The organism is Bifidobacterium moraviense (assembly GCF_012932365.1).
Lineage (GTDB): Bacteria > Actinomycetota > Actinomycetes > Actinomycetales > Bifidobacteriaceae > Bifidobacterium > Bifidobacterium moraviense.
Genome location: NZ_JAAIIH010000009.1, coordinates 1 through 25741, shown reverse-complemented (window position 1 = coordinate 25741; position 25741 = coordinate 1). Strand labels below are relative to the sequence as shown.

Below are 25741 nucleotides of genomic sequence, written 5' to 3'. Positions count from 1 at the left end.
ACGCCTGTATACATCAGCTGCTTCCTATTCAGGAGACACTCAGGTTCGAAGCAGGACGGACTCCGTCTGGGATTCCGTATTGTGGGGCGATAAGTACGTCACGCACTATTACTGGGGCGTTGAATACTTCTGACGCATTTCTTATTGCACCCATCTAGAAATACCGTGATTGGAAAGATACGGAATGCTAAAAATTACCCATCATCTAAAGATTTTTTCTACATCCATTTGCGCAATATCGTTGCTGTTGGGTGTGTTGTCTTCGTTTCTTGCGTGGGCTGTGTACTGGAGCGTTCTTGATTGGCGTGGCTCGCAGTGGGGCATGTCCGATGCGCGGACGCAACTGGTGCTGACCGCTTCGGCGGATGCCGAGCACGACGACGGGAAGAATCTTGAGGCGACGCGTGATCTGGCCAGGTATCTTTCCGGTCACGGTATTTCCCTGTTGGAGGGTTCCGTGGGGGACGGTTGGCCGGCGATCGTGTTCCAGTCGTCGGGGTCCTCCATCGGATGGGCCGATGCGCTTCCGCGCGGATGCCGGGACATGGACAGTCGCATGGCTTGTGTGATCGAGTCGTCGTTCTCGGCCGGCCAATGGCGCGAGCATGGGGATGCCCCGCTGCTGCCCCAGGGGTTTTCCGTCGGCGGCGTCGCCAGGGTTCCGGGGGTGAACGTGGGCGGCAATCTGCAGTATGTGCTCCCGTTGGGGGCGGTTCCCTTGTTTCCCGGCAGCGTGTACGTGAACACGAGCGACCCGCAGCGGCTCCGGGAGATTTCGGATCTGTTCGCGCGCTGTGGCATGGACGTGACCCGGCCTCAGGCGCAGTCGTTGTGGTCGTCCCTTGCCGGGGATTCCTTCGTGGGCGTCACCTTGTTGTTCCTCGTACTGGCGTTGGTCTGCGCCTGCGTGTGCGTGACGACGATGGAGACGGCGAGGAAGGCCGACCTGCATGTCAGGCGATTGTTCGGTGCCACTGGCAGGCAGGTGTGGGCGGGCCGGGTGCGCGGGGCCGTTGCCTCGATTGTGACGGGCGTGCTGGCGGGAACCATGTTGAGTGCCGTGCTCATCACCGTGGTGTCGGGCAGGACCGGCATCGGCCCGGCTGTCGCGTTCGCCGCGGCCTTCATCGGCGGGACGGCCCTGACGGTGCTGGTGACGGGTCTGGCCGAATGGTTCGGCATACGATCGAATGACGAGGTGGAACGATGATCCATGAACTGATGACCGGCGTCCGTATGGGATTGAGGCGATGGGGATCGATCCTCGGCATCACGCTGCTCGTAGTCTTCGCAGGCAGCGTGTTCACGATGACGCTCAGCGACGTGCTGACCGAGTCCAGCGTGATCGGCGGCGAGGCCCGCCTGCGGGCCGCCGACGCGGTCACGTTCTCCCCGCAATACCTCCTGCAGTCCCCGAGCAAGACGGACCCCAAGGTGGCGGATGGCCTGCAGGACATGCTGGAACAGGGCAGGGCGTACTCCGCGATCATCAACAACATCGAGATCGACGATCCCGGGTTCGCCAACGGCATACCGACCATCATCCTGATGGGCAACGTCGACGACGTGTTCCCCCGATTGGGCTTGTGCTCCCACGCGCCCTGCGCGTCCATCGGCTACCGGGTGGACCGGGCGCAGGCGCCCGACAGCGTGCATATCGCCGGCACCGACGTCAAGGTAACCGGCACGCTACCGGCCTCGGCGGCCATATTCGACCCGAACACCGCCGGCATCAACCTGGACCGGTATCTCGTCATCCGGCTCGACCCGAGTTCGTTGAACCGGCTCAACGACATCGAACTCGAAGAGGCGGTGACCAAAACGGTCATGTTCAACCCGTCCCGGACCCGGCTCGACGAGTTCATCACGGGAAGCCGCGACGCCGGCCTGATACTCGTGCCACACCGATTGAACACGGAACAACCCCAACGGGACAAGGACCTCATCGTACGCGCACTGATGTACCTGCTCGGACTGTCCGCCTTCCTCACGCTCACCGTCATCGTGATCATCCAAACACTGTCCGTGACCCTCGCACGGGAACGGCCGTCGATGCTCGTCCGCCGGCTCTACGGCGCCACCGCCGTGGACGAGGCGATCCGCGTCGCCGGACTCATCCTCAGCATGCTGCTGCCCGCCACCGTGGTACTGGCATGCTTCCAGCTGATAGGGGAACCGGTGGCCACCGCATCCCGGACGATGATCGCCGTCATCCTCGTCATGGCGATCCCGATCTGGACGACCGCCGCGCGACGCGCAACCACACACATCCAATGAAAGAAGCACCGACCATGCCACAGACGACCATAGACGCCAGAAACCTGACCAAACGATACACGGACGGGCAGGCGCAGCTCCTCGCCGTGCACGACGTATCCCTGCACGCCTCGGCCGGGGAGTCGATCGCCATCATGGGACCGTCCGGATGCGGCAAATCCACCCTGCTGCGCATGATCGGACTGTCCATGAAACCCACCTCCGGCTCCCTGCTCCTGCAGGGGCGCCCGGCACCGGAAAACGACACGGACCGTTCCGCATGGCGCAACCGCATGTTCGGCTTCATCCCGCAGGACTACGCGATCCTCGAAGACGAACCGGCATGGGCCAACGTCGCCATCCCCATGGAATACGCGAACCCCCGGATCGGACGCGCCGAACGCCGGCAACGCGCCACGGCCGCACTGGAACAAGTCGGACTCGCCAGCAAGGCACGACGCATGCCCAGACAACTGTCCGGCGGCGAAAGACAACGCATCGCCATCGCCCGGGCGACCGTGATGCACCCGGCCATCATCATCGCCGACGAACCCACGGCCGCACTCGACACGCACACCGCCGACGTCATCATGACCATGCTCCTCGCGCAATGCAGGCAAGGCGCCACGCTCATCCTCGCCACGCACGACCCACGCGTCGCGGCCCAATGCGAAACCACCCTCACCATGCGAGACGGCACGTTTCTCTAGAGGTTGTCGCCAAACATCGGCCGAAGCTACAGGAAATGATTTACCATGTGGCGAGTGTTTCGATGGCATCCAGTCCGTCCTGACGGTGTGGTTCGTCGAGGTTGTCCCAGTAGGGGGAATCCTCGGTGAGCTGGTCGCGCAGGAGTTTGATGCGTTTGCGGTCGGTACCACTGTGCAGGCGCATGAGTTCAGCGTCAGGGTCCGGGATGAGTGATGCCAGCAGGGCGGCGTCGTAGAGGTGGCGTTCACCGTAGCCGGCGTGGTCGGCACTGTAGGCCGCGCTTTTGAGTATCAGGGCGCCGAGCAGGTCCGGGATACGGATTGTGACTTCAGTTCCGCTCTGGTCGTCGATAAGTCCGACCTGCATGCTGCGTTCCACGGCCTGAGCGCCGCCCGGCATGGACAGTACCGGCGTGCCGGCGATGGTCGCGTCGTTGCCGAGGAACTTGGGCAGGTGGTCGGCGACCAGCAGATCCACGACGTCGCCGTTCGGCGCGCTCATGCGGGTCGTGTATCCGGTCAGCGTGCCCGGCTGCGTCTCGAACCCGCGGGCGGCGAGGATACTGCGCAGTCTGGCGATGCCGCGTCGGTCCGTCATGAGATCGGCGAGCAGGTCGGCGTCGGTGGTGGGACGCGCGGTCAATCCGCCCATGATGGCGTGCAGCTGGACCATGAGCCCGCCCGTAAGCAGCCATGATTCCGGGATGTCCGCCGCGGCGACCGCGTACACGGTGCTCCACGGATGGCCCGTGCTGGGAATGTGGATTGTCGGAATCATGCCTGATGCTCCTTGCGATGATATTCATCGATCAGCCGTTGGAGGGTTTCCAGACCGGCGCGGCGTTCCCTCGGGTCGTTGGATTCGGCCAGGTCGGCCGCACATACGCCGAGAGGCATAGGGCCCTCACCGGCGGGAAGACCGTCGGTGACATGGAGTCGCACCCGAACCGGCGTCGTCCCCTGCTTCAGCCGGCATTGCCGAATGACGTCATCTAGAGCATCGGCGGTGACGTAGCCTTCCACCACGTTCGTGGCGGTCAATTGGAACGAGGCGGCCAATGCTCCGGTGGCGGCGGAGGGACGAATGAGGGCTTCGACCTTGGCGAGGTTGGAATCTCTGCACCAGTATTCGACCATCATTGCGCGCCGTCGGGTGAGACGAGTCAGATTCTCGGCATCCATCTGTCTCAGGTAGCCTTTGAGCCGGTACCGTTGCTGCCGGCCCAGCCATGGCGCGTCGAGCCCGCTAAGCATGTATAGTGCCCCGAACGCCATGTCCGGTGAATACGGGCGCCCGTCCGCCCCCTGCCACTGTGCTTGGCGGCGTACGGAATCCTCCGTGACCAGCGAGCCGCCTCCCACGGGAAACGATTCAAGCCGGCCGGCAGCGCGAAGCGCGCTGACCCGTCGTTCGCTCACTCCGAGTCGGCGGGCGGCTTCCCGCCGTGTGAGCAGCGTCCGATTCGTTCTGATAGCCATACCTCTATTGTATACAGAACTATTCCATATTGGGAATAGTTCTGTATACATCGGACGGCAGGACATCTCAATCCGTATTCGTCCATATGTGGTCATTGCGCTGCTTTGATGAAGTCTTCGGCGAGTTGGTTGACGATCTGGTTGCGGTGTCGGGCGACGATGCGCTGGTAGTGCTTGATGGCGACCTTCTCGCTGACGTGGCCGAGTTCGTCCATGACCTCCCTCAAGGTGCCGCCCTTGAGCATGAGCAGGGTCGCGTGACTCGCCCTCAGGGACTGGAAGGTCAGGTCGGGTCGGCCGGCTTTCTCCCTGGCTTTGCGGAACTGGGCCTCCAGGGTGGTCTGACTCATCACCGAGGCTCGTCTGGGGCGGAAGACCATGGCTTCCGGGTCCGTCCATTCGCAGTGCCTGAGCAGATGGTCGTGAATCAGGGGAACGAGACCGTCGGGGATGGGCACGGTGCGCCGGCTGGAGTCGGTCTTGGTCCTGGCGATGCGTGTCGAACCGCGATCCGCATAGCCCCTGTTGACGGAATGGCGCACGGTCAGGCGTTTGGCCTTCAGATCGATGTCCTTGACCTGCAGGCCGCACAGCTCGCCGCAACGGAGACCTCCGACGAGCGTGGCGAGTATCACCGCCAGTCTCGTGTAGTCGGGCATGTTCTCCGCGATCAGCTTGAGTTCCAGCGGCGTGACCGGCGGAACGTCCTCCCTGGCGGATCGTGGCGCTGGCGGTATGGGCAGGATGAACGGGTTGTCGCGGATCAGCGGCGGGGAGCCGTCCATGCTCATCTTCGTGGCGCTGGCGAACGCCGCCTTCAGGCGCATGCATGAGCGACGGAACGCCCATTGCCCCTCGGGGTGCGGTGCGTCGTACCAGCGTTTGATGTCCTTCGGCGTGATCTCGGTCAGGAGCTTGCCCTTGAAGCCCGGCATGAAGTGCGCGATGTCGAGATACAGGTTCCGGCGCGTGCCGCCGGCTATCCTCTCGCCGTTCGGCAGCCGGTATCCCTCCGCCCATCGGGTCACGTAATCCTCGAACGAGATAAGGCTCGCGCGCTTCCTGCGGCGGCGTTCGGACGGATGGACCCATTCCTGGATGTTCTTGCGGTCCAGTTCCACCAGATGCCGCTCCTTTTCGAGCCACTGGTGCGCCTCGTGCTCCATGTCCGGCTTGAACTGGCGCTGGACCTTCTTGCCCGGTCGTTTCGGGTCCGGGTAGCGCACCTGCCAGGCGATGAGATTGCCCGCGGCGTCGTAGCGCGGCGTCACGGTGCCGAATCTGCTCCGCCGCTCCGGCGACGGCCCCATTCTGTCCTTCTTCGTCCTTGCGGACATGATGATGCTCCTTGTGCTGAATCCAGGATCGATGGCACGCATAACGGCCTCGGAAAAATGCCACCAAAAATGCCACCAAGTGGCCGAATGGGCTCTCGGCGAGCCATTGCACCTAAAAATGCACCTACGGCACCTTAGGCCTTGCAATCATTGGGGTTTAGGATGATTCGATCACTCGTCACAGGTCGTTTCGACCATCAGCCGCATGAAGATGACGCTAAGGAGCAACACTGCTTGCGTGTCTATTGGAAGAAAGCGGGAACCGTTGCTATGATTGGTTTTGTAAGAAATGAAAGTGAATTTATTTGCCCCCGGAGTGGTGGATGTGGACTTGTACGACGCTGGGCCGTATCCCCCTCTCAGGGGGTACCAACCGATCCCGCAAGCCCAAGGTTTGCGGGATTTTTTCGTTGCGGGCGGCTCGGTCGCGCCGAACACCCGCGAGACACGAGGGGAGCGTGGCATGGCGAGGATCGTGGCGGGCATCGTGGCCCATGTGGATGCGGGCAAGACCACGCTGTCCGAGGCGCTGCTGTACCGGTCGGGACGGATCCGCAGGCTGGGGCGCGTGGACCATGGCGATGCGTTCCTGGACACGGATGCGCTGGAGAAGCGCCGCGGCATCACCATTCACGCGCATCAGGCGGTGGTGGAACGCGGGGACCTGCATCTGACGCTGCTCGACACGCCGGGGCACGTGGACTTCGCGGCGGAGACCGAGCGCGTGCTGCGCGTGCTGGACATGGCGGTCCTCGTGGTCTCGGCCACCGACGGCGTGCAGGGGCACACCGAGACGCTGTGGCGGCTGCTCGCGCAGTACCGTGTGCCCACGGTGGTGTTCGTGAACAAGTGCGACGCCGCGGGCGTGGACCGCGACGCCGTGCTCGCGCAGCTGCGACGCAGGCTGTCCGACGCGTGCATGCCGTTCGGCGCGTTCGGCGGCGACCGGGAGGACGCCGAAGGGGACGCGGCGGGCGTCGCGGACGTGGACGAGTCGCTGTGGGAGGATCTGGCCACGCAGAGCGAATCGGCGATGGACGAATTTCTGGAGACGGGGCGTGTCGGCGACGCCACGCTGCGCGCGATGATCGCCGCGCGCGAGGTGGTGCCCGTGTACTTCGGGTCCGCGCTGAAGCTGGACGGCGTGGACGCGTTCCTGGACGGTCTGGAGCGGTTCGCGCCGAGCCGGCGGTGGCCGGACGCGTTCGGCGCCAGGGTGTTCAAGATCAGCCACGACGACCAGGGCAACCGGCTGACATGGCTGCGCGTGACCGGCGGTACGCTGCGCGCCAAGGCGATGCTCGGCGGGTCGGAGGGCTCCGCGTCCGCCGCGGACGGGGACGCCGACGACGGACGTCCGCTGGAGAAGGCGGACCAGCTGCGCGTCTACGACGGCGCGCGGTTCGAGACCGTGACCGAGGTGCCCGCCGGCGGCGTGTGCGCCGTGGCCGGTCCGGAGCATACGTTCCCCGGCGAGGGGCTGGCGACGGAGCCGGACGCCGAGCCGCCCAGCCTGCAGCCGGTGCTCACCTATGCCGTCACCGCGCCGGATGGCGGCGCGTTCGACGATCTGACGCTGCATCGGGTGCTCACGGCGCTGCGCGAGCTCGAGGACGAGGAGCCGCTGCTGCACGTGGCATGGCAGGAGCGGCTGCAGGAGATCCACGTGCAGCTCATGGGCGCGGTGCAGCTGGAGATCATCCAGCAGACGCTGCACGCGCGGTTCGGCCTCGACGCGGCGTTCGGCGCCGGATCCGTGCTGTACAAGGAGACGATCACGGCTCCCGTGGAGGGCGTGGGGCACTTCGAGCCGCTGCGGCACTATGCGGAGGCGCATCTGCTGCTGGAGCCCGGCGCGCCCGGCAGCGGCATGCGGTTCGCCACGGCGTGCGGCCAGAACGTGCTCGCGCGCAACTGGCAGCGGCTCATCCTCACGCATCTGCGGGAACGCGAGCATCTGGGCGTGCTCACCGGCTCCTCGCTGACGGACATGACGATCACGCTGGTGGGCGGCCGCGCGCACGAGAAGCACACCGAGGGTGGCGACTTCCGTCAGGCCACGTACCGGGCGATCCGTCAGGGACTCATGGAGGCGCGCTCCGGCGTGACGGGGCATCCGAGCGACGAGCAGATCGCCGCGGGCCGCCCCGAAGGGCCGCTGGACGTGGCGGCCGAGGCGGAGAAGGACCGGGACGGCGCCGGTCGGGGCGGAGACGGCGAAGGCGACGTGCGCGTCGACCCGGGCAACTGCCGGCTGCTGGAGCCGTGGTACGCGTTCCGTCTGGAGGTGCCGGGCGACATGATCGGCCGGGCCATGGCGGACGTGCAGCGCATGGGCGGCGAGTTCGATCCGCCGTCGTCCGACGGCACGGGCGAGTACGCCGTAATCGTCGGACGCGCGCCGGTCTCCGAGATGCGCGACTACGCCATGGAGATCAACGCCTACACGCACGGCCGCGGCAGGTTCTCCGCCACGTTCGGCGGCTACCGTCCGTGCCACGACGCCGACCGCGTGATCGCCGAGGCCGCCTACGATCCGGAGGCCGATCTCGAGCACACGCCGGACTCCGTGTTCTGCGCGCACGGCGCCGGATACCCCGTCAAGTGGTACCGCGTGCCCGACTTCATGCACGTCGGCTGGTGCGCCGGCGTCTGACGGGGCCGCCGCGCGGCGCCGGTAAGCCGCGGCCGCTACAGTGAGCGGCATGGGTTTCGGGACATACGGGCACGTGTACGGCGCGTCATACGGTTCTGCGGACGGTTCGCGTGCCGCCGCATCGCGTGGAGCCGCCGGTTCGGGCCGAAGCGCGGGACGCGTGTTCGCCGTGCTGCCCGAGGAGCTCGAGGACCACTGCGCCGCCGCGGTGATGATGCGCGGCCGCGCCATCGCCGCCAAGGCCGACGTCATGATGTTCTCTCTGACGTACGAGACGGACTCCGAGGGGAACCTGGCGACGATCCGAGGCAAGGTGCACGGCTCCAGCTCGCCGGGCAGCGTCTACCGCGTCTGGGTCTCGTTCGACCCGCACACCGAGGAATACGACGACGGCGCCTGCACCTGCCCCGCATACACCGGGTACCGCTACGACGTGTGCAAGCACATGGCCGCGCTCGTGCTGCACTTCGCCGACCATCCGAACCGGTTCGCCGGATTCGAGGGCGCCGCCGCGGCGGGCAGCTCCATGGACCTGCTCGACTACATGCGCCGCATGGACGAGGCCGAGGAGCTGCGCAGGCGCGCGCGGCACGAGGCGCTGCTGCGCGAGAGCGGCGTCGACCCCGCGGACGATGGCGGGCGGGACGGATCCGGGCGCGGAGGCACGCTGGCCGAGCGCACCGGCACGTTCGGCGTCGGGCGGTCCTCGTCGCGTTCCTCCGCACGCGCCGCGGCACCATCCGCGATGCCCGCATCCATGGCCGCGCCGGGCAAGGTGGGCATCGAACCCGCGCTCTCGCACACGGGCTCCTCGTCCGGCAGCGCGTGGAGCGTGTCGTTCCGCATCGTCAACCGCGTCAACGGCGCATCCTACGTGCTCAAGTCCGTGTCGCGCTTCGTGCTGAACATGCGATGCGGCGAATACGAACAGTACGGCGTCAGGCTCGCGTTCACGCACACGCCGGACATGCTCGACGACCACGGCCGCGCCATGCTGCGGTTCATGCGGCGCGTCGCCGACACTCGCGCGGTCGCGCTCAGGGCGGCGCGCTACTACTCCGCTCCCGTCATCGAACGCGACATGGCGCTCACCGACGACGAGGTCGTCCAGCTGCTGCACGCCAGCGAGGGACGGCGCATCGGGCTCGCGTTCGACCCGTGGGACCGGGCCGAGGGAACGCCCACGGCCGTGGAGGCCGGAGAGCAGCCGATCCGCATCACCATGCGCCGGGCCAGACAGGGCGCGACCTCCGGATACGCGCTGCACGGCAACGTGGCGGTGGAGGCGCTGATCGAAGGCGCCGACCGCACCTACCTGCTCGTGGGGCCGGCGCCGGAACACACGGCGGCCGCGGAGACCTCGGACGAGGCCCCGCGCACCGGCGCGCAGACCGCACGCGCGCTGTCGTCCATGGGCATCGGCGCCATCGCCGACCTCTCCGATGACGATCTGGTGCGGCTGGGGCTGCTGGCGCCCGGCGCGGATGCCGACGCGGCCTCGAAGGGTTCCGCGGACGCCGGGAGCCGGACGGGCGCGCTGCACCGCCCCGGAGAGCATCGCTGGTTCTGTCGACTGCCCGAATCATGCGCCCCGGTGCGCCCGGTCATCGCATCGCTGTGCGACGGCGACCCCGAGGGACGGTTCGTCGCCGACGACGACCTGCCGCTGTTCGCACGCACCCTGCTGCCCATGCTGCGCGAGGCCGGACTCGACGGCGACATCCCCGACGACGTGCGCCAGCTGCAGCCGCTGCCCTGCGAACCCGAGTTCTACCTCGACCGCAACGAGAACGGCGTCACCTGCATGCTCAGGGCGCGCTACGGCGCGCGCGAGGTGGGCATCATCCCGTTCGTGCCCGCGGACCGCGGCGGATCGCACGACTTCGCCGCCGAACGGATCGCCGAACAGATGGTGCGCCGATACTTCGCCGTGGACGACACGCGGCATCCGGGGCGCATCGACCGTGACGACACCCACGCGCTCGTGCGGCTGTTCGACGAAGGACTCGCCGTGCTGCGGCACGCCGGCAAGGTGTTCACCACGCCGGCGTTCGACCGTCTGCTCGCGCCCAGACCGCCCAAGGTGCGTCTCGGCGCGGCGATGAACGGCGGACTCGTGGAGGTCTCCGTGCTGGCCGACGAGGTGCCGCCCGACGAGGTGGGCGCGCTGCTGGCGAGCTACAGACGCCGCCAGCGCTTCCACCGGCTCAGGGACGGCACGCTCGTGCCGCTCGCCGCACGGGACGAGGGCATGGACGCGCTCGCCGACGTCGCGCGCGATCTGGGACTCGACGCCGACGCCTTCGACCGCGGCGACGGCCGTGTGACGATCCCCGGATTCCAGGCGTTCCTGGTGGACGGCGAGGTGGACGACGCCGACAAGGACGCCTCGTTCGCGCGCTACGTGAACGATCTCAGGGTGATCGATCCGAACCGCTACGCCGTGCCGGATGCGCTCGCCGGCGTGCTCAGGCCGTATCAGGTGACCGGCTACCGGTGGCTGCAGACCTTGTGGGACAAGGGATTCGGCGGCATTCTGGCCGACGAGATGGGCCTGGGCAAGTCGGTGCAGTTCATCGCACTGCTGCTGGCTCGGCACGCCTGCGGTCAGGTGGGTTCGCCGGGTGCGCCCGCGTCCACCGCAGGGGAGCGCGCGGTGGACAAGTCGGGTGCGCCCGCGCCGGCGCTCATCGTGTGCCCGGCGTCGCTGGTGTACAACTGGACCGCGGAGTTCGCGAAGTTCGCGCCGGAACTGGACGTGCGCGCCGTGGCCGGCTCCAAGGCGGACCGTCGGGCGCTGCTCGCGGCGATACGGAAGGCGCAGGACGCCGGGAGCGCCCGTGCCGGGGACGACGGCGCGGACGGGGATTCGTCGCGCTCGTCGGACACGTCGGACACGGCACCCGCGGCGGGCACGGCGGCGGCACCGTGCCCGGACGTGATCGTCACGTCGTACGACCTGCTGCGCCTCGACGCGGACGACTACCGCGGCATCACGTTCTGTGCGATGGCGCTCGACGAGGCGCAGGCCATCAAGAACCACGCCACCAAGGTAGCCAGGGCCGTCAAGACCGTGGACGCGCGGCATCGCTTCGCGCTCACCGGCACGCCGGTGGAGAACCGACTCGCCGAGCTGTGGAGCATCTTCGATTACCTGATGCCGGGGCTTCTGGGCGGATTCAAGCGGTTCCACGAACGCTACGAGCTGCCGATATCGTCCGACGCGTACGGCGACGAGGGACGCGCGCAGGCAGCCAAGCTCAAGGCGCTCGTGGGCGTCTTCATCCTGCGCAGGCTCAAGTCGCAGGTGCTCACCGATCTGCCGGACAAGCTGGAGAACGTCATCACCGTGCAGTTGGAGGGCGAGCAGCGCAGGCTGTACGCCGCGCACGAACAGCGCCTCAAGGCCACGCTCACGCACACGGACGTCAGGGAGTTCAACGCGGAGCGCATCCGCATCCTCGCCGAACTGACCAGGCTGCGGCAGATCTGTTGCGACCCGCGCCTGCTGTACGCCAACGCCAAGGACCGCTCGGCCAAGCTCGCCGCCATAGACGAGCTCGTGGGCACCTGCATCGACGAAGGCAAGAAGGTACTCGTGTTCTCGCAGTTCACGTCGTTCCTGGACCTCATTGGGGAACGGCTCAGGGCGCACGACGTGCCGTACTACGTCATCACCGGATCCACGCCCAAGAAGCGCCGCGTGGAGCTGGTGGACCGCTTCAACGCCGACGCCGTGCCGGTGTTCCTCATCTCGCTCAAGGCCGGCAACACCGGGCTGAATCTCACGGGCGCGAGCGTGGTGATCCACGCCGACCCGTGGTGGAACGCCGCCGCGCAGGACCAGGCCACCGACCGCGCGCACCGCATCGGGCAGACACGTGACGTGAACGTGTACCAGATCGTCGCGAAGGACACCGTGGAGGAGCGCATGCTCAGGCTGCAGCGCACCAAGAGCGAGATCGCGCGGCAGGTGGTCGGCGGGAGCGGCGGTGCCGCTGGCATCGGCGGTGCTGGTGCCGTGGGTGTTGCGGGTACCGTGGGTACTGTGGGGCCGGGCGCGACTGCTGCGGACTCTGTGGGCGCGACCTCTGCAGGCACGAATGCCCCGGACGGTGCCGCGGCCATCACCGGACTCGCGTCGCTCACCAAGAACGAGCTGCTGGGACTGCTGTCCGCGTGAGGCGGTCGTGTCGTTCGTTCGCGCGCGCGATATGCGGATTCACCCACAATTGGCATGAATATTGCGAGAATTGGCGAATATGCACGTCTGCGGTTCCGATTCGGCCGCGTGGCGTGCGGCTCCGCCAATTCTCGCAATATTCATGCCAATCGTGGGCAGATCGGCATGCCTTGCGGGAAGATCCGTCCTTTGGTGGCAAGGCCGCGGTGGAGGTTTGGTCTGCCCCGCGCAAACTGGGGATGATCCACGCGTTGCGGTGCGGTCGTTGCGGCGGTTCGCCTGCGCGATGTGCCTGCGCGGTTCGCTTGTGCGATGCGTCTGAGCGATGCGTCTATGCGACGTATCTGTACGATGCGTCTGAGCGATGTATCTGCGCGATGCCAAACCGTGCGCCGCGCAGACGACGTGACCGTGCACGAAGGATGCCTATTGTTGCTTTTTGTTTGCTTTTGATGACAAATACCGGCAACACCCTGTCCGGGTGGGGCGCGGGGCGAGTACACCTAGAGGTATGAGCACTACAGATACCATCAAGGAGACCTTCGGCGCCGTCGTCGAAGCGTTCGCCGCAGTCAAGTCCGACAACGACAAGCTTGCCAGGGACGTCGAGCACGTCAACTTCTACTCCGTGCTTGGCGAGTCCGCCCCGAACTCGCAGCTGCCCAACCTGTGGAACACCCTCGAGCGCATCGAGAAGGCCGTCAACGCCGACCCGCAGCTCAAGGCCGAGTTCGGCGAGAAGGGTCAGAAGGCTCTCGCCGCCGCCTACACCGCCATCGCCAAGCGTCTCGCTCCTGCCGAGGCGTGAGCCGCTGAGGCGATGAGCCTCGCATAGCCGTGGACTGGGCCCCGCACTACAAGGTGCGGGGCCCAGTCGCGTTTTTGGGGAGGCGCTAGGCGGGGAGATGTGTTACACTCAAGTCGGCAAGTTTCCATACTTGCTATAGATAAGCGAAAGGAGAGCCATGGTCCATGTGGTTTTGATCATTGCGGCATTGATGGGTGCAACTCGGCTGAGCGTCAGCGTGTGCATCGATGTCAATGTGCAGTGATTGCCTGACGGCAGGCGTTAAGCGAAGAATTCGAGTTGACTTTTTCGGCTGGCGGTGCTATGTCGGCGTGACGAACGGTTGATCGATGGATTGGCTGCGCGCCTGCATCCTTTCATTGAGGATTGCTCTAGATCTGAGCAACCACATAGTAGATAGAATATGCCTCTTCCACGAAGGGGCCTTCGATGGAACACGACCCTATGGTCGGGTTGTTGGATGTGGTGAGGTGTCAGGACTCTGATGCTTCACCACACCCTCATCTTGGCTTGTAATGTGACTTCTGTGGAACTGAGCAGAATTATTGACTACTGCGATATGAACTTGTTGCTTGAGTCGATCGTACAGTGACGCATGTTGTGGTAGTATAAAACTGCATCATCTGCTCGGAACACAGTGGTTCTGATCGCAACGAAGGGAATATACAATGGTACGAGAGCTTACGTATAAGGATCTGCTCGAGGCTGCGCACATTGGCGGACCGAGCACGTTGACGGAAAAGACCGAGCTTGAGCCCGCGGCCGGGTTTGACGGTCTGGTTGCGCCAGCGAAGTATTTGGGACGGAGCGATTCCGTATACGTGTTCGAGGATCGTTTTGTCGACCAGCAAGTGGTCAATACTGTGCTGATCGATTCGCGTACGTCGCAAAGCAATCGTCTTGAGGAATACATCGCTCGGACGGTCAGAGACAACGATGTTGATTCGATGTTTGCTCAGATGCCGCGCATTCGGGTGACCTATGCGTACGACGCGAACGACAAGAGCGGTGTCGGCAGCAAAACGGCGTATGATTTTGAGCTGCCGCATCGTGCATTCGATGGACATATTCGCGTTGGCACTGTTGACGGCCAGTCTGTTTCGAGCTTGCCTGATTATGTTCAGGCAAGGAACTCGAATGCCAATAATATGCTGTCGCTGTTCAATCTGTCGCCGATCACCGTGGCATTTGGTGGTTGGGATTCCACTCGTCCCAAGAACCAGCTTCGCATTCCCTCGCCGTTTAACGGTGAGATTATCGGCGTGCTGGCCAATCAGGATGCTCAGAATCCGGTGAAGCGATCTGGTGCACGCGTCGATCCTATTGAGCCAAGCATCAGGTTTGAAGGTAATGATATTAAGGAAATTAGTCGGATTGTCAGTAGTGATATTAGTAAGAATTTGAAGGATAAATTCGAAAAAGGTGACAAAGACAAAAAGCCGGGAGCTGGATCCACGATCGGTCTGGGCGCCATTCCTCCGGCTACGAGCGCGTTGGACGGCATCGCCGTTCGGCGCATCATCCGCACGCATGTGCTGAGCTTCACGACGCTGCGTGCGCTGAGGTTCGGCAAGGGCAAAGAGGGCGACGAATCCATCCGAGCGCTGATCGCAGCCATGATCCTTGCTGCGATGGCCGGCAGCAACGCCGAGCTGAACTTGCGTGCGAATTGTGAGCTGCGCGAGCTTGCGGCTCCTTCGCTGCTGCTCGACAAGCGTTACGGCGAAGCGGAGGAGATCGAGCCGATTTCGCTGGAACAAGGCAATGCGCTGCTCAAGGAAGCGTACGAGGCTGCTCATGACAAGGCCGGCATCGACTGGCACGGGCAGACGCTGGAAGTCGAAGGCAATCCGCTGGTCATCAAGTCCGGGTCGGCCGAAGACGACAACGAGTAATGAGGAGGCGTCATGCCTTTCGCTATTGCTGCGCGCTTCCTGATGGATACGTATCAAGGCGCCGATTCCGCTGGCGTCAGCGAGACATATCCATCAGCGGAGCGCTTGTATAAGGCGCTGGTCGCTACCGCATATGGCGTCTTTGGATTCCACGCTGGTCAAACCGACAATGAATCCGCACTGACCGATGATCAGATCAACGATGCGTTGCATTGGCTGGAATCCAACCCGCCCGATGCCATTCGACTGCCATATCGAATCCGAAGAAACGTCTCATCGGCAATCGTATTTCGGAAGCGCGGAAGCGTGATGAAGCAATCAGAGAAATACGAGACCAAGTCCAACAAGGCCGCGCAGTTCACGGCATACGTCGATGGCGAGCAGGGAGAGCTGATCTGGCAATGGGAGCATGGGCCGGAGTCCTCCGATACTCGCGCAACTTTGGCGGCGCTGGCCTATGAGGTGCCGTATCTCGGCGAAGCGTGCTCACCGGTGCGGCTGACAGTACTGAGCAAGCCGAGCGATTTCCCTGAGGGGTACCCGTTCGACAAGGACCATACGTGGACGCGCGTGGATGCCGATTCGATGTTCACTTCCACGCGGCCGGTGCAGGAATTCCAGGCTCCCGACGAAGGGCACCTTGCCGAGCTGCAGGCCGGATACGCTGCCGCATATCCCAAGAAGCTCAGCGATTCCTCCAAGAAGCCGCCGCAATGGGGCACGGAGCGGATTCCCATGCCTAATACGCTGACGGTGCGTACGCGGTACATCGCATATGCGGAGCCTGAGTCGGACGAGCCTGCAAACCGGATCGTGCATCCGTGGAATTTGGGGTTCTTCATTCCTGCCCTCATGGTCGGTGACGATGCGAGTCAATCCGATGGAGTCGTCGACGATTGGACACCACAACCGTCGTCGCTGGTGGCATGGTGCGTAGCCCTGCACCGTCTGCTGGTAAGGACCTGGGGATACGGCGCATCTCCGATGCTGACCGGCAGGTATGCCATGAAAAGCGTTGAACGACCGGCGAACAACGTTGCCATTCAGGTGCTGACCGCCAGGGAACGGGAGCTGGTCGACGAATCGCTGCGCGACCAGCTGCCAGGATTCCTGCTCATGCTGCCGCATGATATGCCGCAGGATGAGGTCAATGCGCTGGCGGATGTCTGCGCATCGCTGCAAGGGCAGCGGCTGTACTACGGCAGCGGTCAGGGAACACTGCAGCTGGGCCAGGCCGATACCACGGTTGACGTGGATGCGGTGTGGCGTCCGGTGCAGCCGGGATGTCGCCGGCTGTGGGTGCCGTATCCGATGTGCGTGAGCGAAACGAGGCCGATTCCCGATCCCGACGGCAGCCACGGCAAGTGGACGGCGGCGCAGGGCGTGGCACTGGCCATAGCTCACGTATGGCGTGACGTGATTGCCGGTCAGCTCCCGGATCGTCGGCACGAGGAGCTGAAGTCCAGCGTACGAAGGAACTGGCAGTACTGGGATCAGGCGGAATGCGTGCTGAACGGGCAGAACCGGGTGCGCGTCTACGGTGCGCATGGCACGTATCGGTCGCAGATGAGCGACTACGTGCATAAGACCCAGCCGAACACGCTCATTACCGGGCTGAGCGCGCAGATCGCGTTCGACGAGGCATGGAACGTGGAACGCACGGCGTTGGCGATCGGCCAAAGCCGTCATATGGGCGGCGGTCTGCTGCTGCCGGTGGACGTGCCTGACCAGCTGTTTGACGAGAAGGGAAACCTGCTATGGATGCGATGAATGAACTGCTCGGCCAGTTCGATGCATTCGTCAGTGCGGTACACGATGGACGCAAGCCGTATCAGTGGCAGCGCAGGCTCGTGCGCTTCATCATCGAGCACGGCCGCTGGCCTGAGCGCATCGCAGCTCCCACCGGAGCCGGCAAAACCATGGCCATCGACGTACATGTGTTCCTCAGCGCGATGGCGGGCTTGGCAAAGCAGCCATCGCGTACAGCACCTGATGGACTGGCGGATACAGTGGCAGCGTATCGGGATGCGCTGGCGAGGCTGCCGCGCCGATTGGTCATGACCGTGAATCGCCGTGCGCTGGTTGACGATCAGTACGAGGCCGCGTGCGCACTGGCTGCGTGCCTTGATGATCCTGGTCAGAACGATCTGCTGCACGCCGTTCGACAGGGTCTGATCGTTCGCGAACGTGGCAATCTTGGCGATGGCGAATTCAGTTCCTCGGAATACTGTCGCGTAACACGATTGCGCGGCGGCGCGGCCATCGACCCCGAGACACGGTCGTGGCGGTACCGGCCCACGGCATGCCAGATCATCTGTGCGACGCCGGACATGTTCGGCAGCCGTCTGCTGTTCCACGGCTACGGCGTGACGCCGGAAGCCAGCCCGATCGAGGCAGGATTGCTGGCATACGACACCGTGCTGGTGGCGGACGAAGCGCATCTCAACCGCCAGCTGGTGAAGACGGCCATGTCGGTGCAGCGGCTTGAACGGCTGCAGGCGAATCCGGTGGCGGATTGCGTCACGCCGCTTCAGGTGGTGTCTACGACGGCCACGCAGCAGAACGACGGTGCTGCCGCGCCTGACAACGCAGAGGTTGGAAGCGCCGAGACTGAGCACACCGTAGGAGTTGACGAGCGCGACTTCGCTGTCGATGAGGCACTCAAGAGCCGCCTGACCAAACCGAAGCCCGTTGCATTGGAGGAATACGCCGGGAATGACAAGCAGTTTGCGCAGTCCATGGCGGAGCTGTGCGTCAAGACTGCGGAGGCCTATGGCGATGGCGGCGTCATCGGCGTCATCGTCAACTCCGTGGCTATGGCGCGGGACGTGCGCAGGGCGATGGAGGAGGTTCTTCGGCTGCGGAAGAAGAAAAGTGCAGCAACAGATGAGTCAGTGAAACGCTGCGAGATTCCGATCGACAAGCAAATTCAGAGCTTCGTCGGACCGATGCGCGAATACGACAAGCGCCAGCTGATGAGCGGCCGGCTGTTCGACGCCATTCAAGGCGATTCGACGGCTCAGGCTGAGACCGGCTTGTGCTTCGTCATTGCCACGCAGACCATGGAAGTGGGCGTCGATGCGGACTTTGCGGCGCTGGTCACGGAGCTGCCTTCGGCGTCCGCATTGGCGCAGCGCGCCGGTCGCGTGAACCGTCGGGGCAAACGCGAAGCCGGGCCGATCATCGTGGTCGCGCATGACGCAACGCCCAAGAACAGCGTGTACACGGACGAGGAACTCCAGCAGGCAAAGGACTGGATCGATTCCCTGCCACAGATCGCACAGCATGATGGTTCTTCGGTGCCGGACATGGCCGCGTGGAACACGGTGCAGTGCCCGCCCCCGGCTGATGCACTGCGTCGTGCGGCGCTGCAGCGACTGGAAGCATGGGACGTGGAGAACCTGTCGCATACCGATGAACAGCTGAGCGGCTTCATGTCATTGCCGATGCAGGGAGCTGCCGATCTGAATCTGTGGCTTCGTGACGACCTGCAGCCTGATGACGTCTCGGTCGGCGTCGTGGTGCGCGATCTGCCTCAAGGGGATGCCGACGCCTGCGCTGTGCTGAACGCGGCGCGACCGGTACCCGACGAAGTGTTTCCAGTGCGCAATCGCAGACAATTGGACGATATCGACAAAGCGCAGCGCAGAGCACAGCAGAAGCCGCAGGAAGAATTCCGCATCCTCATCGTGCGTTCGCGCGATGGCGATGATGCGGTGACTGCATGGCAGCCGCAGCCTGATCTGAAGCTGAGTGACGTTGTGCGTGCTGGCGACGTGCTCGTCGTGGATGCGAATGCGAAGCTGTTCGATAGGGGACTTCATGTCCTGACACCCGAGCTCGGTGAGAAGAAATGCGAACGCGAATGCGACGTGCAAGCGCAATGCCAGCGCGATGCCATTGTGGTGAGTACCACGATGAGCGTTGAAGCAAAGCAGAACGATGCAACGAATCAGCCTGCGCGCGTCGATTCTGCGCTCGCTCAGGCATTGGTCAAGATTCGCGATGCTGATCTGGCGGCGGAACATGATGAGGCTGAATCGCTGAAGCAACTGCTCGACGAAACGGAACAGCAGCTGCTGAAGAAGGCGATCGACAAGGTGTACGGTTCACAGGAAGACGATTCGCTGAAGGATCGGTCTGAGTGGTGGATGGATGCTGCGACGGATCGTCTCGTGGTTCCGCTTGAAGACGCCGGCGACGACCCGGTATGGATGGTTCTGCGCACTGCAGTCGACGCCTTGTCAGGCGGTGCCGCGCAGCAGGAGATGCGGGTGCCGCGGAAGAACTCCGGGCTGGTGTATCTCGATCGTGACGACGGGCACCAGCGTTCTGTGGAAGTTCGCGCCACGCGATTCCTTGACGTTCTTGGCATCGTCGATGGTATTCGCGAGGACGTGGCGCTGGCGGCTCGTCATCATGATGACGGCAAGAAGGATCGTCGTTTTCAGCGGTTGCTGCATTATCGTCTGCCGGAACCTGATCAGTACGATGCGTCAACCTACCTAGCGAAAAGCCGGTTCCGCGTTGTGGCGGTCGAGCAACGACTGCGTCGAGAGCTCGATCTGCAGGGCTGGAGGCATGAACAGCGCTCCGCCGCGGATATCTGGGCGAATCGGAACGCCTATCATGCCCATGATGCGGAGCTTGTCACACGGCTTGCCGGCACTTCGCACGGCCATGGTCGGTCCTGCTTCCGCGACAACGCCGAGCGTCTGATTCCGCAGAGCGTCATGGCGCAGTCCTCCGACCCGGATCTGGACATGGCGAGCATCAGAAAGTCGGCGGAAGCATTGTTCGGCGACGGCCTGTGGGAGCGCATCATCACTCGCACGAATGCGCGCTACGGCATCTGGGGCATGGCCTATCTGGAAGCGATTCTGCGCGCCGCCGACGTCAATGTCTCCACGGAAGGACGGTGAATCGGCATGAGCACAACGGAACTGGAGATTCACGGCCGCTACGACAGCGCGTTCACGCATCTCATGGCCATCGGGCTGGCTTCGATTCTGGATGATGACGATGCGACGCGTTGCTGCACGGTGCGTTGGACCAACGCCAACACGGTCGTGGTGCAGGTACACAGCGACGGTGGCGGCGAACTGTCGTGGAATGACGTGGGCGACATCGTTCGCAGTCACGCAGCGCGGTGGAACGAGTCGCATTGGTTGCACGCGCAAGGCGTGTATTCAGGTGATGCGGCTCGATCCACCATGGCGCCGCGCCTAGGTACCCCGTCAGATCAAGGCTGGCGGCAGCTGGAACAGGACCGCGAACAGCTTATCGACGGGTTGGGGAGCGCGTTGGATCGGCGCTATCTCGGTGCGTTGGGCGAGCCGTCATATTGGTCAGGTGATCGCACGGCGCAGGGCTATACGCCTGATCGAGGCGCTTCCCGTTGGGAAATGGTCGCGCGTAACCGAGGTCAGGAATTCATTGCCGGCAGACTGGCGCCGTTGGCCGATGCCGTTGCCAAGCGTGATGCGAAGCGGATCGTGGACGGTTTGCGAGGCATCGCCGCCGTCGACGAAGCAGGAAAGAACAAGGATGACAGCCGCACGCCTACCGGCTTGCGTCATCCTTCGATCACGGACAATGCCCAGGCATGGTGCGCGCTTGTTGGCGTATCGGCGTTCCCGACGATGAAATCGACGCAGCCGAAGCGTGGCGGCAGTGCTGCCTTGTTTCAGGTGACGGGACAAGGGCCATATGCGGTACTGCCGATCTGGCTGCATCCATGGACCGTGGACAAATATCGTGCCGTGGTGCGCAGCCAGGCCTTGCTGATAGCAGGGCTGGATGCGACGGTGGGCGGCGATAAGGCCGATGCGTGTGAGAAGTATGGTCTTGACGAGGCAACGGTCAGCGCGAGCTGGCAATGGTTGGCAGCGCAAGGCGTGAACTCCGTCATGCTGTTCCCGCAGTTCGTGTCGGACAACAAGTCCGCTCCTGAACGCTGGCTCGAAACCGGTCGGCGAATTCAGCCTCCTGACGTGAGGACATCTCATGGACGATGACCCCATCCCCATCAGTCTGGTCGCCAACTACATGTTCTGTCCGCGCAGAGCATGGCTGGAAGCTGCCGGCGAGCGCGTGGATTCGGCGCAGATCGCGCAAGGCGACTACGATCACCGGATCGTGGATCGCACTGGAGGCGCCGCGGATGCCGGCGAATATCAGGCGATCAACATCAGGCATGAGCAGTGGGGCGTGATCGGGCGCCTTGACGCGGCGCGGATGGCCGATGACGGCGTTGTCATCCGCGAATACAAGGCCACGCCCGTCAAGCGGGCGATGATCGTGACCGACGCCATGCGCACGCAGCTTGCCTTGCAGACGGCATGTCTGGAAAGCATGGGGTATCGCGTTGCGCGCACGGAGATCTTCTTCACAACGCACCACCGCAACGTCGTCGTGGACATCGGCGCAGAGGACATCGAACGTGCGCGCATCGCCGTCGAAGAGACACGTGCGCTGATCAACGCGGACACGGCGCCGGACCCGCTGGACGACAGCCCTCGCTGTCTGCGCTGCTCGCACGTGGGCATATGCCTGCCTGAGGAACGGAAGCTGACTGCGGTCAGTCGACGCATCATGGTGACGTCGCCGGACAATCAGGTGACGCATCTGGCGACGCCCGGCGCTCGCGCATACAGCAAAGCAGGGCGCATGGTGGTGAGCAAGAACGGCGAAGAGCTGGCGTCGGTGCCGCTGGACACCATTCAGGGGCTGCAAGTGCACGGCAATACGGATCTGTCCAGCGGATTGATGCGCGAACTGATGTGGCGCAACGTGCCGATTCTCTGGTGCAGCGGCACCGGACAGTTGTACGGCTGGGCCACATCGTCGTACGGACCGAACGGCGAACAGCGCGTCGATCAGCATGTGGCGTCCCACGAGGGACGACTGGGGCTTGCGAGGGAATTCATCATCGCCAAGGTGCACAATCAGTCCGTGCTGCTGCGGCGATCGGATCGAACGAATCCGGTGCTTGACCGGCTGCGTGGTATCGAGCGCACGGTCCGCAATGCCAACCGCTGGCAGGACGTGCTGGGATTGGAAGGCGAGGCGGCATCGCTGTATTTCTCGCAGTTCGGTCAGCTTATCAAACCGGAGCGGCGTGACGATTGGGTCTGGAAAGCCCGAATGCGCAGACCTGCGCCCGATCGTCTGAACGCGCTGCTTGACTACGCGTATTCGTTGCTGCTTGCCGACTGCATCCGAGCGCTGGTCTCGTGCGGACTGGACCCGCACGCCGGTTTCCTGCACAGCAGCAAGCGCAACAAGCCGGCGCTGGCGTTGGATCTGATGGAGGAGTTTCGCGCTCCGGTCGCGGATTCCGTCGTGCAGACCGTGGTGAACAACGGCGAAGTGTCGTCGCAGGGCTTCGTATTCGCTTTGGGATCGGTGCGCATGGATGATGCGACAAGAAAAGCGCTGATCGGAGCCTATGAGCGGCGCATGCAAACGGAGCTCACGCATCCGCTGTTCGGATACAAGGCATCATGGCGGCGCATCGTGGAGATTCAGGCGCGGTTGATTCTCGGCTACTTGGACGGTACGCAATCCGCGTATCGCGGCATTCGCATACGATAGGTAGGTGTGAGATATGGCTGACGAGAAGCGTGGTTATCTTGTCGCATACGACATCAAAGACGACTATCGTCGATCGCATGTGGCCAAGGTATTGCAAAGCCATGGGGAACGGCTGCAATACAGCGTGTTCCTACTGCTCATCCGGCCGGCGAAGATGCTCAGGGTCAGGGCTTCGCTGCAGCGCGAGATGAACGCGGCGGAAGACTCCGTGGTGGTGTGCGATCTTGGCACGAGCGATCACGCCTTGTGCGCGCTGCAGTTCATCGGCTCGCGCAGCTATGAGGACGTGGCCGTGCCCACCGTGATCTAGATTCGCTTGCGAATCGAGACCGATTGGCATCCGTTGCCGATGCGAAGACAAGTTGTCGTTGCTGCGCGGCTGCACCGAGCATGCAATTGATGGTTGATAACTGCACAGTGTGATTGACGTCCCATGCGAGCGCTGGATCATTCGTTCACATCCGCTGCAGCGCTCGCGGCTGCATTTGTGCCGATTCTGCGGTGCCGAGGCTCTCATGATGAGCCGAGCGTCGCAGGTTGCCGCGGACCTCTCGCAGCAGTACGTTCCGTACGGCTCAGGTGCTAGCCTAACCAATAGGCTGTCTCCCTGCCTTCAAGGCAGGGATTTCATTGAGGGTTGCGAACGGCGTCAGCCTAGTTTAGGCTGAAAAGTCTCCCTGCCTTCAAGGCAGGGATTTCATTGAGGGCTGAGCGACCCCGTGTGCGTCGAATGCAAGAGCACCGGTCTCCCTGCCTTCAAGGCAGGGATTTCATTGAGGGCCCCATATATAAGGAGCTTACGGTGAAACGGAATGTCTCCCTGCCTTCAAGGCAGGGATTTCATTGAGGGTGGTTGCGGACGGATGCGGAGCTGTGGGTGCGGGGTCTCCCTGCCTTCAAGGCAGGGATTTCATTGAGGGGACGGGAACGTCTGTCCTATCGAGGTCGTGTCGGCGGTCTCCCTGCCTTCAAGGCAGGGATTTCATTGAGGGATGAACCAGGTCACGTCGTTCTCGGCCAGCCTGATGTCTCCCTGCCTTCAAGGCAGGGATTTCATTGAGGGTGGGTCGGCGGGGACACCGGTCTGAAGCAGACCACGGTCTCCCTGCCTTCAAGGCAGGGATTTCATTGAGGGCCGTCCCTGGCTGCGGCCGCGCAGGCCATCATGGCCGAGTCTCCCTGCCTTCAAGGCAGGGATTTCATTGAGGGTCGACGGCGGTCCACCATTCGGTCTCGCCGTCCTCGTCTCCCTGCCTTCAAGGCAGGGATTTCATTGAGGGCAGTTCTGGTGGCTGCGTTCCGAACTTGAGGCCGCCGTCTCCCTGCCTTCAAGGCAGGGATTTCATTGAGGGGTCGTGTTCGGTCAGGGCCGTCTCGATGCCCGCTCGTCTCCCTGCCTTCAAGGCAGGGATTTCATTGAGGGTTGACCTGCAAGGTGAGTCGTTCCTTGAGTCGGATCGTCTCCCTGCCTTCAAGGCAGGGATTTCATTGAGGGTGGCGTCCGCCTGTTCGTCCGTGATGTTGATGCGCTGGTCTCCCTGCCTTCAAGGCAGGGATTTCATTGAGGGTGCGTGACCCACCCCAAGTGGGTGCACGCAACAATCGTCTCCCTGCCTTCAAGGCAGGGATTTCATTGAGGGACGCCGACCTACACGCCCACGCCGTCGTACACGCCGGTCTCCCTGCCTTCAAGGCAGGGATTTCATTGAGGGGTGAAGCGCATTCGCGCCTCGACGGTCGGGTCGCCCGTCTCCCTGCCTTCAAGGCAGGGATTTCATTGAGGGAGCGCTGTCTGGAGCGGCAGGGCGTGCGCGTGGTGCGCGTCTCCCTGCCTTCAAGGCAGGGATTTCATTGAGGGACGCGCGACGGGATCAGCCAGTCGGGCACGTGGTCGCGTCTCCCTGCCTTCAAGGCAGGGATTTCATTGAGGGTTGAACCCGATATCGTGACGCGCTACGCGCCGGAAGGTCTCCCTGCCTTCAAGGCAGGGATTTCATTGAGGGGTTCGAATCCTACCGGATATGCGATGGCTTGCGTGCCGTCTCCCTGCCTTCAAGGCAGGGATTTCATTGAGGGCTGCCGAGGGCATGACCGAATTCCCCGATTGCAGCGACGTCTCCCTGCCTTCAAGGCAGGGATTTCATTGAGGGTAACATGACGCCATCTCTCACGGTGCCAACCGTCAAGTCTCCCTGCCTTCAAGGCAGGGATTTCATTGAGGGCTTGTCGGTGATCTGTTGTGAGAATGACTTGGTGACGTCTCCCTGCCTTCAAGGCAGGGATTTCATTGAGGGTCTGTGACACAGTATGACGGAGGAAGATGATATCCGGGGTCTCCCTGCCTTCAAGGCAGGGATTTCATTGAGGGCGAACGTGAGAAGCGCATCGCCGAACAGGCATGGGAGTCTCCCTGCCTTCAAGGCAGGGATTTCATTGAGGGGTTTGAAGCAAAGAGTCCAGCCGGTTGCCGCCGACTGTCTCCCTGCCTTCAAGGCAGGGATTTCATTGAGGGGACGTGTGGCGCTCCGACAACCCCGGCCTCGGCACGTCTCCCTGCCTTCAAGGCAGGGATTTCATTGAGGGTCTCGCGGGGTGTTGGCTTCGTTTTCCTTGTTCGGGTCGTCTCCCTGCCTTCAAGGCAGGGATTTCATTGAGGGCCGGTCAAGGATTACGGCAAGCAGAAGGTCGAACAGGGTCTCCCTGCCTTCAAGGCAGGGATTTCATTGAGGGGACGTGTGGCGCTCCGACAACCCCGGCCTCGGCACGTCTCCCTGCCTTCAAGGCAGGGATTTCATTGAGGGTCTCGCGGGGTGTTGGCTTC

14 protein-coding genes, 1 pseudogene and 1 CRISPR repeat array are annotated in these 25741 nt (G+C 63.4%); of the genes and pseudogenes, 12 read left to right on the top strand and 3 right to left on the bottom strand.

Annotation, left to right across the window (positions count from 1 at the left end; translation table 11 throughout):
* The first annotated feature begins 184 nt into the window (after positions 1–184).
* Genes G1C96_RS06485 through G1C96_RS06475 form a run of 3 tightly spaced genes read left to right on the top strand, consistent with a single transcriptional unit; the run spans position 185 to position 2966 of the window.
* The gene (locus G1C96_RS06485) at positions 185–1210 is read left to right on the top strand and encodes a hypothetical protein (RefSeq protein WP_043164765.1); all 1026 of its coding nucleotides are present in this window, start codon (positions 185–187) and stop codon (positions 1208–1210) included.
* Positions 1207–2277, top strand: a complete 1071-nt coding sequence (locus G1C96_RS06480; RefSeq protein WP_043164763.1) for a hypothetical protein — start codon at positions 1207–1209, stop codon at positions 2275–2277. The genes G1C96_RS06485 and G1C96_RS06480 overlap by 4 nt, the downstream gene beginning before the upstream one ends.
* Before the next feature lie 14 nt (positions 2278–2291).
* A complete protein-coding gene (locus G1C96_RS06475) occupies positions 2292–2966 on the top strand; it encodes an ABC transporter ATP-binding protein (protein WP_043164762.1) in 675 nt (224 codons plus the stop codon).
* Between the two features lie 40 nt (positions 2967–3006).
* Here the strand turns inward: G1C96_RS06475 and G1C96_RS10245 are convergent, their stop codons facing one another.
* The 3 genes from G1C96_RS10245 to G1C96_RS06460 all read right to left on the bottom strand — a co-directional run bounded on the left by G1C96_RS10245 (position 3007) and on the right by G1C96_RS06460 (position 5782).
* Positions 3007–3744, bottom strand: coding sequence for a hypothetical protein (locus tag G1C96_RS10245; protein ID WP_081887206.1), 738 nt, complete (start codon positions 3742–3744; stop codon positions 3007–3009).
* Positions 3741–4445, bottom strand: a complete 705-nt coding sequence (locus G1C96_RS10240) for a helix-turn-helix domain-containing protein (RefSeq protein ID WP_223849697.1) — start codon at positions 4443–4445, stop codon at positions 3741–3743. The genes G1C96_RS10245 and G1C96_RS10240 overlap by 4 nt, the downstream gene beginning before the upstream one ends.
* A 92-nt stretch (positions 4446–4537) precedes the next feature.
* Positions 4538–5782 (bottom strand): tyrosine-type recombinase/integrase, encoded by a 1245-nt coding sequence (locus G1C96_RS06460; RefSeq protein WP_052119031.1) that lies wholly within the window; start codon positions 5780–5782, stop codon positions 4538–4540.
* A gap of 463 nt (positions 5783–6245) precedes the next feature.
* On the opposite strand from G1C96_RS06460, the gene G1C96_RS06455 reads away from it, so the two are divergent.
* From G1C96_RS06455 to cas2, 9 genes and pseudogenes are all read left to right on the top strand, one after another.
* Entirely contained in the window at positions 6246–8438 is a 2193-nt protein-coding gene (locus tag G1C96_RS06455; RefSeq protein WP_169275829.1) for a GTP-binding protein, read from the top strand.
* Positions 8439–8487: 49 nt separating this feature from the next.
* Positions 8488–12415 (top strand): annotated as a pseudogene (locus G1C96_RS06450) (DEAD/DEAH box helicase); the annotation flags it as partial.
* Positions 12416–13132: 717 nt separating this feature from the next.
* Positions 13133–13429 carry a hypothetical protein gene (locus tag G1C96_RS06445; protein ID WP_169275828.1) on the top strand — a complete coding sequence of 99 codons (297 nt, stop codon included), beginning with the start codon at positions 13133–13135 and terminating at the stop codon, positions 13427–13429.
* A 668-nt stretch (positions 13430–14097) separates the two neighbouring features.
* Positions 14098–15324: a type I-G CRISPR-associated RAMP protein Csb1/Cas7g gene (gene cas7g, locus G1C96_RS06440; RefSeq protein ID WP_169275827.1), complete on the top strand. Its 1227-nt coding sequence runs from the start codon at positions 14098–14100 to the stop codon at positions 15322–15324.
* 12 nt (positions 15325–15336) lie between these two features.
* Positions 15337–17094, top strand: coding sequence for a type I-G CRISPR-associated protein Csb2 (gene csb2, locus G1C96_RS06435; protein ID WP_169275826.1), 1758 nt, complete (start codon positions 15337–15339; stop codon positions 17092–17094).
* Positions 17091–20246: a type I-G CRISPR-associated helicase/endonuclease Cas3g gene (cas3g, locus tag G1C96_RS06430; protein WP_169275825.1), complete on the top strand. Its 3156-nt coding sequence runs from the start codon at positions 17091–17093 to the stop codon at positions 20244–20246. Before csb2 ends, cas3g begins: the two co-directional genes overlap by 4 nt.
* 6 nt (positions 20247–20252) lie before the next feature.
* The gene (locus G1C96_RS06425) at positions 20253–21341 is read left to right on the top strand and encodes a hypothetical protein (protein ID WP_169275824.1); all 1089 of its coding nucleotides are present in this window, start codon (positions 20253–20255) and stop codon (positions 21339–21341) included.
* Positions 21331–22920, top strand: a complete 1590-nt coding sequence (gene cas1 / locus G1C96_RS06420) for a CRISPR-associated endonuclease Cas1 (RefSeq protein ID WP_169275823.1) — start codon at positions 21331–21333, stop codon at positions 22918–22920. The genes G1C96_RS06425 and cas1 overlap by 11 nt, the downstream gene beginning before the upstream one ends.
* A gap of 13 nt (positions 22921–22933) precedes the next feature.
* A complete protein-coding gene (gene cas2 / locus G1C96_RS06415) occupies positions 22934–23230 on the top strand; it encodes a CRISPR-associated endonuclease Cas2 (protein ID WP_169275822.1) in 297 nt (98 codons plus the stop codon).
* A gap of 291 nt (positions 23231–23521) precedes the next feature.
* A CRISPR array of direct repeats spans positions 23522–25721; the repeat unit is 36 nt; unit sequence GTCTCCCTGCCTTCAAGGCAGGGATTTCATTGAGGG.
* Positions 25722–25741: the final 20 nt, after the last annotated feature.